This window comes from Mesorhizobium sp. WSM3224 (genome assembly GCF_000427725.1).
GTDB lineage: Bacteria > Pseudomonadota > Alphaproteobacteria > Rhizobiales > Rhizobiaceae > Mesorhizobium.
Genome location: NZ_ATYO01000018.1, coordinates 32,010 through 44,449, shown reverse-complemented (window position 1 = coordinate 44,449; position 12,440 = coordinate 32,010). Strand labels below are relative to the sequence as shown.

Annotated in this window: 15 protein-coding genes; 8 read left to right on the top strand and 7 right to left on the bottom strand. The window is 60.8% G+C overall.

All coding sequences use genetic code 11. The annotated features are described in order from the left end of the window. Genes YU3_RS0123680 through YU3_RS0123665 form a run of 4 tightly spaced genes read right to left on the bottom strand, consistent with a single transcriptional unit; the run spans nucleotide 1 to nucleotide 4,551 of the window. The gene (locus YU3_RS0123680) at nucleotides 1-1,101 is read right to left on the bottom strand and encodes a glycosyltransferase family 4 protein (RefSeq protein ID WP_027168562.1); all 1,101 of its coding nucleotides are present in this window, start codon (nucleotides 1,099-1,101) and stop codon (nucleotides 1-3) included. Continuing rightward, complete coding sequence (locus tag YU3_RS0123675) at nucleotides 1,086-2,378, bottom strand: TIGR04295 family B12-binding domain-containing radical SAM protein (RefSeq protein WP_027168561.1); 1,293 nt, start codon at nucleotides 2,376-2,378, stop codon at nucleotides 1,086-1,088. Before YU3_RS0123675 ends, YU3_RS0123680 begins: the two co-directional genes overlap by 16 nt. After that, nucleotides 2,375-3,448: an NAD-dependent epimerase/dehydratase family protein gene (locus YU3_RS37315; protein ID WP_036259371.1), complete on the bottom strand. Its 1,074-nt coding sequence runs from the start codon at nucleotides 3,446-3,448 to the stop codon at nucleotides 2,375-2,377. The genes YU3_RS0123675 and YU3_RS37315 overlap by 4 nt, the downstream gene beginning before the upstream one ends. Beyond that, on the bottom strand, nucleotides 3,445-4,551 hold the full coding sequence (locus YU3_RS0123665) for an NAD-dependent epimerase/dehydratase family protein (RefSeq protein WP_027168560.1): 1,107 nt from the start codon (nucleotides 4,549-4,551) through the stop codon (nucleotides 3,445-3,447). Before YU3_RS0123665 ends, YU3_RS37315 begins: the two co-directional genes overlap by 4 nt. 186 nt (nucleotides 4,552-4,737) lie before the next feature. On the opposite strand from YU3_RS0123665, the gene YU3_RS0123660 reads away from it, so the two are divergent. From YU3_RS0123660 to YU3_RS0123645, 4 genes are all read left to right on the top strand, one after another. Next, nucleotides 4,738-5,010: a hypothetical protein gene (locus YU3_RS0123660; RefSeq protein WP_027168559.1), complete on the top strand. Its 273-nt coding sequence runs from the start codon at nucleotides 4,738-4,740 to the stop codon at nucleotides 5,008-5,010. Nucleotides 5,011-5,197: 187 nt separating this feature from the next. Further along, complete coding sequence (locus tag YU3_RS0123655; RefSeq protein ID WP_027168558.1) at nucleotides 5,198-5,440, top strand: hypothetical protein; 243 nt, start codon at nucleotides 5,198-5,200, stop codon at nucleotides 5,438-5,440. A gap of 146 nt (nucleotides 5,441-5,586) precedes the next feature. Further along, nucleotides 5,587-5,856 (top strand): DUF3606 domain-containing protein, encoded by a 270-nt coding sequence (locus tag YU3_RS37310; RefSeq protein ID WP_036259369.1) that lies wholly within the window; start codon nucleotides 5,587-5,589, stop codon nucleotides 5,854-5,856. A 637-nt stretch (nucleotides 5,857-6,493) separates the two neighbouring features. Next, complete coding sequence (locus tag YU3_RS0123645; RefSeq protein ID WP_245273632.1) at nucleotides 6,494-7,531, top strand: AI-2E family transporter; 1,038 nt, start codon at nucleotides 6,494-6,496, stop codon at nucleotides 7,529-7,531. Between the two features lie 282 nt (nucleotides 7,532-7,813). On the opposite strand, the gene YU3_RS0123640 is transcribed toward YU3_RS0123645, so the two are convergent. Beyond that, nucleotides 7,814-8,134 (bottom strand): hypothetical protein, encoded by a 321-nt coding sequence (locus YU3_RS0123640; protein WP_027168556.1) that lies wholly within the window; start codon nucleotides 8,132-8,134, stop codon nucleotides 7,814-7,816. A 623-nt stretch (nucleotides 8,135-8,757) separates the two neighbouring features. On the opposite strand from YU3_RS0123640, the gene YU3_RS37305 reads away from it, so the two are divergent. Together YU3_RS37305 and YU3_RS0123625 are read left to right on the top strand one after the other, a co-directional pair. Then, nucleotides 8,758-9,120 carry a response regulator gene (locus tag YU3_RS37305; protein ID WP_051334058.1) on the top strand — a complete coding sequence of 121 codons (363 nt, stop codon included), beginning with the start codon at nucleotides 8,758-8,760 and terminating at the stop codon, nucleotides 9,118-9,120. A gap of 226 nt (nucleotides 9,121-9,346) precedes the next feature. After that, entirely contained in the window at nucleotides 9,347-9,772 is a 426-nt protein-coding gene (locus YU3_RS0123625) for a hypothetical protein (RefSeq protein ID WP_027168554.1), read from the top strand. Nucleotides 9,773-9,833: 61 nt separating this feature from the next. Here the strand turns inward: YU3_RS0123625 and YU3_RS0123620 are convergent, their stop codons facing one another. Continuing rightward, on the bottom strand, nucleotides 9,834-10,379 hold the full coding sequence (locus YU3_RS0123620) for a response regulator (RefSeq protein WP_245273631.1): 546 nt from the start codon (nucleotides 10,377-10,379) through the stop codon (nucleotides 9,834-9,836). 443 nt (nucleotides 10,380-10,822) lie between these two features. On the opposite strand from YU3_RS0123620, the gene YU3_RS0123615 reads away from it, so the two are divergent. Continuing rightward, nucleotides 10,823-11,425: a hypothetical protein gene (locus tag YU3_RS0123615; RefSeq protein WP_027168552.1), complete on the top strand. Its 603-nt coding sequence runs from the start codon at nucleotides 10,823-10,825 to the stop codon at nucleotides 11,423-11,425. 300 nt (nucleotides 11,426-11,725) lie between these two features. Here the strand turns inward: YU3_RS0123615 and YU3_RS39605 are convergent, their stop codons facing one another. Next, nucleotides 11,726-11,785: a DUF2934 domain-containing protein gene (locus tag YU3_RS39605; RefSeq protein WP_084508276.1), complete on the bottom strand. Its 60-nt coding sequence runs from the start codon at nucleotides 11,783-11,785 to the stop codon at nucleotides 11,726-11,728. Between the two features lie 173 nt (nucleotides 11,786-11,958). Between YU3_RS39605 and YU3_RS39600 the strand changes: the two genes are divergently transcribed. Continuing rightward, nucleotides 11,959-12,303, top strand: a complete 345-nt coding sequence (locus YU3_RS39600) for a hypothetical protein (protein ID WP_027168551.1) — start codon at nucleotides 11,959-11,961, stop codon at nucleotides 12,301-12,303. Nucleotides 12,304-12,440 lie beyond the last annotated feature (137 nt).

Sequence of the window (12,440 nt, the reverse complement as noted above, 5' to 3'; positions counted from 1 at the left end):
TCAGTGCCCCGCAACGGCCGTCGCCGCCCGATCGTAGATTTGGCGCATCGTGGCCGACTGCGCCTGCAACGAATATCTACGCGCACGCCGAGCGGCGCACCGACCGAGTTGGCGCCGCAAATCCGCGTCGCGGGCGAGGCCGTTGATGCATGCTGCGAGTGCGTGCGGATCACGTGTGTCGAAGAAAATGGCCGCGCCGTCCCAGATCTCGCGATAGGTTGCAATATCGGCAAGCACTAATGGCGTGCCCGAGAGTCCGGCCTCTAAAGCAGCGAGACCGAAAGGCTCATAGATCGACGTTGAGACGAAAATGCTGGCCCTGGCCATAAGCCGACGCGCCTCGGCATGGTCGATCGAGCCGAGCGAGACGCAATGATCGAGACACGCCTTCTCTCCAGCCGCTCCCTCGAGCGGGCCGGCGGCATAGACCGGCCATTCGGTGATCGCAGCCGCGGCATTCAGCACCGCCGCGTTCTTGCCATCGTCCCACCAGCGGGCGGCTGCGAGGACGAACGCCTCGCGGCGCGACACAGGCGGGCCGGGCAGGGCGCCATTGTGGACGACGCTCAAGCGCGCAATCGGCCCGTAGCAGGTCTCGAGCATATCGGCGTGGCTTCGACTAGGCGCGACGACCATCCCGGCCCGATCGAACCCAGCCCTGTTGCGATCCTTCTGCCAAGCCCAGTCGCCCGCCACGACTTGGTCGCGCACCGCATGCAGCCATGTCACGACGCATGAATGCGAGACCGCGACGATAGGGCAGGGCAGATCGAGCTTCGCCGCTTGCGCCGGTGCGTTGAGGTGGACGAGATCGGCGCCATAAGCGGTCGCAAGCGCCTTCAGCTCGCCAGGAAATTGCTCGAGATCGATCTCGTCGCGTGTCATCCAGTCAGGCGGGCTTTCAAGCCAGGTGAGGGTCGCGAAAGATCGCGCCTCCCTGACCTGCTCCGCCGAAGGCTGAGGTCCTAAGCCGGCGAGCATGATGCTGTCGCCGCCGGTCGCAAGCGCGCGCGCCAGATCGAGCGAATAGCGCCAGACCCCACCGACGGCATCGGTGGTCATCAGGATACGTCTCGGGGGATGGGTCAATGATTGCAGCATGAGGACTCCAACTCGGCCAGCGCGCGTGGACGCTGGTCCTGGATGTCGCTGAATGCTTGGAACGAGGCGAGGTAGTGCTCATGCGCACGCTCCCAGGCGAAATCGTCGGGTTCGCCCCACAGCTCGCGGTAGCTGGGCGAACTTGGATAAGGATAGAGCGGCACCGGCTCGTTGGCCCAGACGCCGTTGTCGATGAGGTGCTTGCGCCAATAATCCACTAGCGCCGGATCGTCCTCGACCACGCCGATCAGATTGGCCTGGACGAAAGGAACATGACGGCGGGCGTCGACGAGCAGCGCGGCCAACTCCTCGGTGCCGAGCCGGCAGCGCTTGGCCAGCATCTCGCGGCCTTCGACAGTCAGGCTTTCGAGGCCGGCTTCGATCGAGACGCAGCCAGCTTCGCCCAGCAATTCCAGCAGTTCGGGTTTCCACAGATCGATACGCGTCTGGATGCCGAATTGGACATCGCGGTCGATCAATGCATCAAGCAGCGCTTTCTGCGGCAGGAATATCTCGTCGATAAAATAGACATACCCGACGCCCTGCGCGATCAGCCCGTCGATCTCGGCAACGACGGCGTCATGGTTCCTGCGCCTGTATGCATCGCGAAAATCGATCTTGGCGCAAAAGCTGCAATTATAGGGGCATCCCCGGGACGCCTCCACTTCCGCGCCGGCACCTATCTGGTTCGCGTCGAACCGGTGATGATGGTGCGCATGGGCAGCGATCCAGTCCGACGGCCAATGGAGCGCCGGGTGGTCGACGAAGCGGCTGGCATGCACTCCACCGTTTGAGATCAATTCCTCGCCTTCAAGCCGAGCCGTATGGCACACGGCGCTCCAGTCGCTTTGACGGGCAAGCTCCGCCACGACTTCCTCGCACTCGCCGCGCACGACGATGTCGACGCCAAGCTTGCGCAGGGTAGGGGCTGGCGTCGCCGAGCCATGCGGCCCAACAGCGACGGTGCGACCCCCGCGCCCGGCGAGATGCTTCAGGAAGTCAGCCGGCACCCGCAGCTCTGGCGGCGCGCAGCGCCAGAAGAGATAAGTGGGCGCGGTCGTCACCACCGTCATCTGCGGCCCGAAAGCCGCCACCTGCTCGGCAAGCGCGGCATTGTCGAGGTCCTGCAGTTGCCCATCCAGCATCAGCAGGTCGTGCCCGTCCATCTCCAGCAGGGCTTTCGCATAGCCAAGCTCCAGCGGCAGGTGGGGCTGTCGGCAGCCGAAGTAGATGCTGTGCTCGTATGTCCAGTGCGGGTTGATCAGTGCGACTTTCATGCGACGTGTCTCGCGGCTTCGAGGGACGGCTGGAGACGGTGCCGTAGCAGCCAGCCTGCGAGATCGCAGACACCTTCGCGCCACGCGACATGGGCTCGCCAGCCGAGAGCTCTCTCTATCTTGCGGGTATCGGCGACGAAGAAGGGCTGGTCGCCAGTGCGTTGGAGATCGTGCCGGACCACAGTCTCACGGCCGGTCATTGCGGCGATCTCCGACAACAGCGTGCGCAGACTGACAGCGTTGCGCGGTCCGCCGCCGAGGTTGAAGGCTTGTCCCTTGACGTCTGCGATCCTGACCATCACGTTGCGATAAGCGGCAACCGCATCGGACACATGCAGGATGTCGCGCACCTGCTTGCCGTCGCCGTAGACGGTGATGGGACGACCGCTGAGCGCGCTCAGCAGGAAATGCGCGACCCAGCCCTGGTCTTCGGTGCCGAACTGGCGCGGTCCGTAGATGCAGCTCATGCGCAGCACTGCGGTCGGCAGGTCGTAGGACTTGGCGTAGTCAAGGACATATTGGTCCGCCGCGCCCTTCGAGCAGCCGTAGGGCGTGCAGAAATTTAAACCGATCGTCTCGTCCACCCCGTTGGCGCGGATGGCTTCGTCGCTGGGCTCGTAGCGATCGTCCGCTTCCCGCACCGCGATCTGGGGCAAACTGCCATAGACCTTGTTGGTGCTGGCAAAGACTACCGGTACGCTCGCCAGACGTGCCGCTTCGAGCACATTGAACGTGCCCTTGACATTGATGTCGAGATCTTCCGTAGGATCGAGCAGGCTCGTTGTCACAGCGGTCTGCGCGGCCAGATGGAAGATCGCCTTGGCCGGCGCCAACGCCGAAACCAGGTTATTCTGGTCGCGGATGTCGACAGTTTCCACGCTGAGACGGCTGCCGTGTTTTTGCGCCAGCCATTGGAGGTTCTGTTCGACGCCGGGACGGCTGAGATTGTCGATTACCAGCACGGGCTCGCCATCCGACAACAAGCTGTCGGCGAGATTGGAGCCAATGAAGCCGCTGCCGCCGACAATCGCTACAGGTTGATTGCGAAGTTCGCGATGAGGTTGTCTCATGACACCAGCCCTCGCTCTTCAAGCTCGCGCTTCATGTCGGCACCACGGTCGACGGCGACGCTGTTGCGAACCCAGGCTGCGAATTCGCCGAGCGAATTCTCCAGCAGATGGCTGGGTTCGAAGCCGAGCAGCTCGCGCGCCTTGGCGATGTCGGCGAAGCAGTTGCGGATGTCGCCCGCGCGCGACTTGCCGAGGATTTCGGGCGATAGCCTCGGAACGCCCATCGCCTCGGCAAGCAGGCGGGCGACCTCGCTGATCGTGTAGGATCGTCCGCTGCCGATATTGATGGCGTGACCGGCGGCCGGGCGCTGCTCCAAAGCCAGCCGGAAAGCCCGGGCCACGTCGCGCACATGGACGAAGTCGCGCTTTTGCTTGCCGTCCTCGAAGATCATCGGCCGTTTGCCGTTGGCAAGCCGCGAGGCGAAGTTGGCGAGCACGCCGGTGTAAGGATTGGCGAGCGCCTGTCCTGCGCCGAAGACGTTGAACAGGCGCAGCGCTACCGCATCTACATCGTAGGCCTGACCGAAGATCAGCACCGCGCGCTCCTGCGCATATTTTGTCAGCGCGTAGATCGAGGCGAGGTCGGGCCGTTTCTCCTCGTCGGTGGGTACAGGCAATAGCATGTCGCCCGCGGCCGATAGCAGGTCCCACCGGCCAGCCCTGACGTCGATCGGGCTGCGGCGGGCATCGTTCATACGCCTTCCATCCGGTGTCTCGTAGAGGCCTTCGCCGTAAATGCTCATCGACGACGCGACGACAATCCGTTCGACAGGCTTCTTGATCAACGCCTCGAGCAGGGTCGCCGTGCCGAGATCGTTCGTGCCGACGTAGCGGGCGATTTCGTACATGGATTGGCCGACGCCAACCTCGGCAGCGAGGTGGATGACGGCGTCGATGTCCGAAATCGCTGCGGATATTGTGCCTCGATCGCGCACATCGCCCTTTATCAGCTCGGAGTCAGCTGGGATGCTGACGGTTTCGCCGCCGTGCACCTGGTCCAGGAGCACGTCCAGGATACGGACTTCATAGCCATGTTCGACGAGTTCCTGGGCGACATGCCGGCCGATGAAACCGCAGCCCCCCGTAACCAGTACACGTTTCACGAGAACTCCTTGCGGATTTGACGTTGGGCTTCCGAACTGCGGGACCAAAGGTTTGTTCCCTGCTTCAACAAAGTTCCCCCTGCTGTGCCGGATACGGCGAGTTGGATGCTGGGCCGCCATGCTTGGAACATTGCCCTTTGCGTGCTGTTAGAACCGCATCGGTTCCGCAGTGAGAAAGGGAAAGCCATGTCCGAGGCGAAGACGACCACCAATCACGACGAAATCCGTAAATGGGTAGAGGAGAGGAACGGCCATCCCGCCGTAGTTCGCACGAAGGGCGAGGGCGGCATATTGCGCATCGACTTCGGCGAGCCGGAGGAAACACTCGAGCCGATCGAGTGGGAGGAGTTCTTCCGGATATTCGATGAGAACGATCTTGCCTTTCTCCATCAGGACGAGGCCGGCAGCAAAGGAAGCAGCCGCTTCAACAAGTTCGTCGAGCGCAGCCGGAAGAGTTGAGCTCGCGCCGGGATCGCTGCCATTGCTTTGCAAGCGGATCGACGTTGCGGGACCTCACGACCGGCCGTCGGTCGCCCGAAATGGGTCCGGACGCTCAAGCTTCGAGATATTGGCCAGAGGCGGCCGCCGTGGGATGGAACTATTTTGAGCATTCAGCCGTTCCGGGCGGAAAAGCGGAGTGGCCGCCATGGGACTGTTTTCCGATCTGAACAAAAAACTAGCCGAGAACATCTATACCCATGGCAACTACCTGAGCGACCCGGGAGCCGATCTGCCACAGAGAGTCAATGAGACGGTAGATCTCCTTATGCCATTCATCCAGCCGGAAGCGCGCGAGGAGGTGAGGCTGCAAATCCTAGGCATCATCCACGAGCACATCTATGACGAGACCGAGGGAGATCCGGGAGCCGGGGAGTGTGACGACCGGTGACACCCGCTGGCGTATCGGCAGGCCTGATCCGGCGCGACATAGCCACGCCTTCCGTGGATCGCTCGGCGGGCCCTACGAAATCTAGGGCAACAAATAGCGCTGGATGGCGTTCGTCCATCGTCGACACCCTTCGAGGAGGATTCAAGATGACCAAGAGCGCAGGTAAAAATCGAGGTACGCTGGCGGTAGTCGAAGACCACGAGATCGAACATTTCGCGCGCCAGAATGGGGTCACCACCGAACAGGTGAAGCGGCTCATCGCGCAACATGGTAGCGACCGGGTTACGTTGACCCAGGCGACGAAGGCGCTGAAGCAAACCGGTGATCAGGATGCCAGCGGGGCCGACAAAGTGACAAGACAGGCACACAGGCAGGCCACGCCCATGCATATTGGCAAGACGACCGGGCCCGGCTGAACCCCGCCAGCCTGTGCGACCACCGCGGCAGCGTCGACCGAGCCAATCACTAGCTGATATTTGCCGCAGATGGCTTTGATGCCGGACTCGTAGGCAGGCGCGGTTCGCGCAGTCGCGCCGTCTTTGCGCGGGGCGCCAAGTGTTCCGTTTCAAGCAGTTCGCGCGCCACAAGCGCTGTGCGCTCATGCCTGTCGAATCTTCCGGACGGCCACGGTCGTTCCTGCAACTTGGCCGACGGCCTGTTGTTCCGAACGAGCTTTTCGGCGACACCGGTTCCGTACAGAGCATCCGCTATATTCGAACATCCGCCAGCAAAAGCCCTTGTCGGAAGCTCACTGTTTCTTGGTTCCGCAGGAACATCGGTGCCATTTGCCGGTTTTGTAGCGGTGTGATCGTGATCGCTCCGGCGTAGTTTGGGTTCCGGTCGCACCGAAAGACGCGACGGCGTCGGTGAACCGCCAGTCAAAGCAACGCACGAACAGCAACAGCGGCACGGAGGAACGCCTCAACACCGGACATGCGGGCAAAGATTTCAACGCCGAACGGACGCTCCGGGCTCGAACAATCGTCGCCGGCTCCTGGAGGCACGATTGAGCCCATCGGGCAACCGAGTGAGAACTCGCACACAAGCCGGTTGTTGCGTCTGGTGACATTTTTTGCAGGCGGGCTCTTCCTCCTGGCAATCCTTGCGGCCTCCTTTGCAGCGAGCGCCATAGTGCTTCCGCTAGTGCTTGCCGTCGTCCTCAAGTTGCTCCTGCAGCCCGCTGTCAGCTTGCTGGAACGCTTTTTTGTGCCTAGGGTTTTGGGAGCGATTTTGCCGATCGCCCTGGTGGTTGGGATCTTAGTTGGCCTGGTGGCCGCCCTGTCCGAGCCCGCGGCGACATGGGCTCAAAAACTACCCGAAGGCGTGCCAAGATTGGAAGCGCATTTGATGGTGCTGAGCGGCCCGATGCACAAGCTGCAGGGCGCCTTGCAAGTTGCCGAGGAAGTCGCAAACGCGCCTCCGCAAGGGCGCACCATGGTAGCGGTACGCAGCGATCTCGGTTTTGCCGGGACATTGTTCGCCGGCACCAAGGCCGTTCTGGACGGACTGCTCACGACGGTCCTGGTTCTCTACTTTCTCCTGTTGTCCGGCGACACGTTCCTTCGGCGCCTTGTCGAGGTACTGCCGAATTTCGGCGACAAACGACAGGCCGTCGAGATTTTCCAACGGATCGAAAGCGACATATCCATTTATCTGCTGACGATAACGCTCATGAACGCGCTGGTCGGATTGGCCACCGCCGCAGTCATGTATCTGTGCGGAATCGGCGACGTATTGCTGTGGGGCACGACTGCGTTTCTGCTTAATTACGTTCCCTTTCTGGGTCCTCTCCTCGGGGTCGGTATTTTTCTGCTGGTGGGCTTGCTTGGGTTTGACAGTCTGTGGTGGGCGCTTCTTCCGCCGGGGCTGTATTTCCTGATTCATCTCATCGAAGGGGAGACGGTCACGCCCCTCCTTCTAGCGCGCCGCTTTACCTTGAATCCGGTTCTTGTCGTCCTGTCCCTGATATTCTGGTTTTGGATGTGGGGAGCGCCGGGAGCGCTTTTGGCGTTCCCGCTACTGGCCATGCTCAAGATCATTTCCGATCGGCTGTCGTCGCTGAGAGCCGTCGGCCATTTCCTGGAACGATGATGGTCAAGGAAATACAGCGCACGACACCAACTTGGTCAGGCAAGGCGCACGTCGGGCGTGCAGCCTGCCAGCGGTGTGGCGCGACATTACACGTATGAACTCTATCCCTTGTGGCCGCGCGAATCCTGATCGTTGATCTCACGCAGCAACCGCACGATCGCATCGACAGGCGATGGATCGGCGGCCGGTTGGATCTTCCGTGGCCATAGACGGCGAAGAAGCCTTCTTAAGTTTGGCATCGAAATAGCCTCCTTCAGCTACAAACTTGTGGCGCGCCGGCAATTACCGCAGCAATGCGGCAAGCAATAACGCGACAGCCGCCAGGAACACGAACGCCGCAATCACCAGCACAGGTCCCGTCCTGGCCGGCTGAAGACCGGGCGCATTCTCCGGACGCCGCATTGCGTTAGCGAAGCTGGCCTGGTTGGTGAAATTTGGCTCATGCCGGACGGCGGGGCGGGCCGAATTCGCGGAACTCCCCGCCTCGGCGTCCGTCTCCTGGGGCGCGGCGGCTGGATCGAACCCGGGTGTCTTGTCTTGAGTTGTGCCTGCCTGGATTTCGCCCCGGTCCGCGGCAGGTGTTCGCTTGTTCCATGAGGTCATCGGACAACTCCTTCGCAACAAAACATCTGTCGGGCCTTGCTGTTCCAACGGCCCAGCTGTTCCAATGGATCTGCTGGAGGTGAAGAACAACGCTGCCTTTCGGAAACGCATTTTCGGCTATTCCGTCCGCTATTGCGGGTGACGATCGTGAGGGCAGCCGGAACTATTCCAACAGGCGCGCCTTTAATCTCCACTGTTCCACGATGGCGGCCGCGGGCTGCACAGCCAAAGAAAGGGCATGTGATGAATCCCTTACTCCCGCTGGATACATTGGCGGCACCCAGAGGCGACGGGCTGCACCCCAAGCTTGCCCGTCTGCTCAGATCACATCTTATTTTGGGTGCGCCTGGCGTGGTCGTGCTCGGCCAAGCCCAAGGTGACGGCCTCGTCCAGGCCGGCCCCCATCCGGCCGGCAATGTGGATGAAGCGTCGCAAAAGGGAGTGCTTCGCTTCCCCGAGCGGCAAAGCCTCAGGTTCCGGCGTCGGAAGAATTGAACAGGACGTCAGGCGATCTTCGCGACCCACTCGCTCTTCCCGTCGGGAGCAGTCCTCCGCCTCACTTCATGATGGAACCGGCGGGCCGGCGTTTTGTTAGGTCCGCAGGTGGACCCAGAGAGGCGAATATGAAGGCGCCATTGGCATTGATCATGGAAGATGAATATTTGCTCGCTTCGGATGTGGCAGACGGACTGAAGCAAAATGGGTTCCGAGTAGCCTGTGTAGCCTCCGAGCATGCGGCCAAAACCTGGTTGGCCGACAACAGGCCGGATTTGGCCATCATCGACATTCAGTTGCTGGACGGGCAGCGCGGTGTTGCCGCCGCTCGCCTTAAAGCGCTGAATGTGCCCTTCATAGTACACTCAGGTTATGATCCTGCGTTCCAGGCGCCTGTCTTTCACGATGCGCCATATCTGTCGAAGCCGGCTGCGATCCCGGATTTGGTCAAGCTCGCAAACCAGATCATCGAGAAACGCGCCGCACTGTAAAAGACGATACCCCGCCACTGTCTGGCGGCGCAGCCCGATGCACGAATTCCATCTTCCTCCGGAACATTGGAGACGACTGTCAGTTCGACATTGTGCAGGCGCCATCGATTGGCACCTGCCCAAAGATCGGTGGGCAACCGTGATGGGCCTACGCCTAGGTCCCTTGGACGGGCCTGCCGCTTTACCCGGTACGAACCAGTCAGACAAGAATGGACGGGAGCTAGTCATGAAACACCAAACGCTCGATCAATTGCACGCGATCGCGGATGTCAAGCCGCTCGTGCCACTCAAGACAAAAGCTGAAAAGATAGAGAGGTGGGCAGAACTGCTCGACCGGAATCCGTTGCGTTGTCTCACCGCGCTCACCGGCACCGAGTATCTCTATCCAAGCATGCGGGCAGAGGCGCGGGCGCCAGGATCGCCACTCACAGTCGCCTTCGAGGACCCGCTGCTCAGGGCCTCGGGATTGCAGTCCGATACCTATGGAGAGGCCAGGCGCTTCTTTGAACTCTCCGATTGGGAATTGCATGAAATCGTATGCAGCTGTCATGCCGGCGCAACCATGCAGGCCAGTTGGGCTGCTGGACGAGTCCGCCGGATTATCACCGGCAATCGTATCTTTGCCTGGCTGAGAAGTCGCATCATGCACTGACTGAACGCGGGCTCTGGGTAGCGACTATTGCAGATAGTCGCCGGTGGTGCTCGGACGGATGTCAATGCAGCAGACTTGATCCGCATGAACGGGCGATCTCGGCCATAATGCCACTCAGCCAATCGGCGGTTGCCTGTCCCGTCGGCTTCGTTTCTACCTCGACGAGGGCTCTCTCCAGCGTGCGTTCGACCAAGCGGTCCGAAGCACTCACGTCGCCAAGCAGCAGCCGGGCCGCAAGCCTCAGCTTGGGCAGAAGCGCAAAAATATCTTCTGAACCGGTTTCCTCTGGCCTGGCTCCTGATCGGTAAGACTGGGGAGTGAACAAAGCGTCGAATACAGTGGTCCTAGTCGCTGATTTGGAAAGGCTGCTGGCGTGCCTCAGATGTTCCGGGATGGCTATGTCCCGATAACCGCTGAAGAACACGAACGGTACGTTGCGGCGCATCAGTTCGTCTGCAATCGGGAACACTCGCCGACCCTTGAGGTCTATGTCCAGAATGGCGGCTTCGGCAGCCTGCGTGTGGCGTTCGGCTTGCTCTACTGTTGCCACGGGGCCGAGGATAACAGCACCCATGTCGCCGAAGAATTTTGCAAGATCATCGGCCAACAGCCACTCGTCCTCGACGATCAGTAAGCGAACACCTGTCAAGTCTCGCACAGAGTGATCCCTTTGTTCAGTTCGTAGCAGTCTTGGTGATGCACGCGCCTTTGCATTGCTGCGCCCAATGCAGCCGGCAAAAGCCGGCTTGCACAGAGGAGTTCCGTTGCTCCTATTCCCGAAAGAGAAACTGCTGCTGCAAATCTTGTATCAATGGGTTTTCCGTGGGCAGGGATCCCAGAGAACCATGCCGTCGGAATATTGTTTGTAGAACGTGGTCAGGAACGAGTCGTTCCAAAGCCGGTTGCGTTTGGACATTAAGATTGTGCCGTTCGGAACCCTTGGCCCGGCGCGCAGTTCGGACCCGCAGGCGTTGGGTACAAGTGCCGCTCGCGTGAGGATCCCATGGAGGCCATAACAGCCAGATCAGTTCAGCGCCGGAGCACGTTGCAATACTGAACGATCCGATGGTGCTGATTCTGATGTACTTCGTCCTGCCTGTCTGGCTGATCGCCGGATTTGCCGACTGGCTCTGCCATCGCGCAACGCATATTGAATCGACGACCGGAGCAAAGGAATCGCTGATCCATCTGTTGATGTTCGCCGAAATCGGCGTGCCTTTGCTCGCGGCGATGTTCCTGGAGGTCAACGCCTTGATCATTGCCGCGATGATGATCGTTTTTGTCATCCACGAGGCAACCGCGATATGGGACGTGCGCTATGCGACGACCGCGCGTACCGTGAGCCCGATCGAACAGCACGTCCACAGTTTCCTTGAGATGATTCCGCTGATGGGGCTTGTCAGCGTGGTTTCATTGCACTGGGCCCAGTTCCTGGCACTGTTCGGATTTTGGCCTGAGCGCGCGCGCTTTGGCCTCGCCTGGAAGGAGCAGCAACTGCCCGTGGCGTATGTTGCAACCGTGATGACCGTGATTCTGCTGTTTGAATTGCTGCCTTATGTAGAGGAGTTTTTCAGGGGCCTGCGAGCCAACTCCGGCCGAATGGTTCCTCCTAAGGCCCGGGGAAACAAAATAGGTGAGACGGCCATGCGATGAGCGACCCGCAGCGCGTTTGGGCCTATGTCAGCCGTTCTGATCGATCGCGTGAGGCGCAGGCTGCTGGCCGGGCGGGCGCCTGGAGTCTCGACCCGCCCAAACCCAGACGGCGATCAGTAGAAGGACAATTGCTACGGTTGCAGTCCATGCAAAGGTTCGCGACATCGGAAGTCCTTCCGCTGAGGCTCGTAGCCACTCGGCTTGTTTGTGTTTGGATCCGGCGCGGCGCCGACTGTCGGATCAGCAACCGAACCTTGTTCGGATAGATTCGATCTCCTGGACTGCCTGATCCCAGTGCTCTTATTCCCGTCCTTCCGGCCGCCCCTCACGTTCCCAAATTTCGTGGGCGCGGCGTCTGATGCGTTCTTCCCTGTCCGTGGCTGTTACCTCCTCGCGCGGCGCCGACGCCTACACGCGCCCAATCCGTAGCCTGATGATTTGTTCCATTGAGACATGAACCGGCCGGCCTGGTCGCGAGTTGAGGAACGCTCTTCCGACTGTCTGGTTATCCAACAGGCCAACGGAGACTAGCCATGAGCGAAGAAAAGAACCGCCGCGAGACCGGCGCCAGGAAATACCCGGCCAACACCGGCCCGGATCCCTCGGACCAGTTCTCACAGGCAGCAGCGAACAACGAGAAGCCTCACGGTCGATTTGGACTCGCCCGAAAGCAAGGTGAGGTGGAAGACAAGACGCGCCAGTCCGAGGGTCAGAATCCGCCGGGTCGAACGCGACCAAGCTTTGATACGGAGGAAAACTCCGGAGCCAGCAACCCGATTGCCGAGGGCTCCAGGGAAGCGAAAGCGCCAAAGAGAGATCGCGGACCGGACGCCTACGCAAAGGATCGAGACGCCGAACGCAGGCCGAGCAAAACGTAGCGCTCCATCATCGGGCGCGCTGACGAGCCACGTCGACGGACGCTTCCCGCGGAACCTCCCGCATCGCTATCGATGCCGCGCCGGCTGAGATGGACAGCGACCATTCGGCGACGCGCAGGACAGGTCGAGCATGTGTG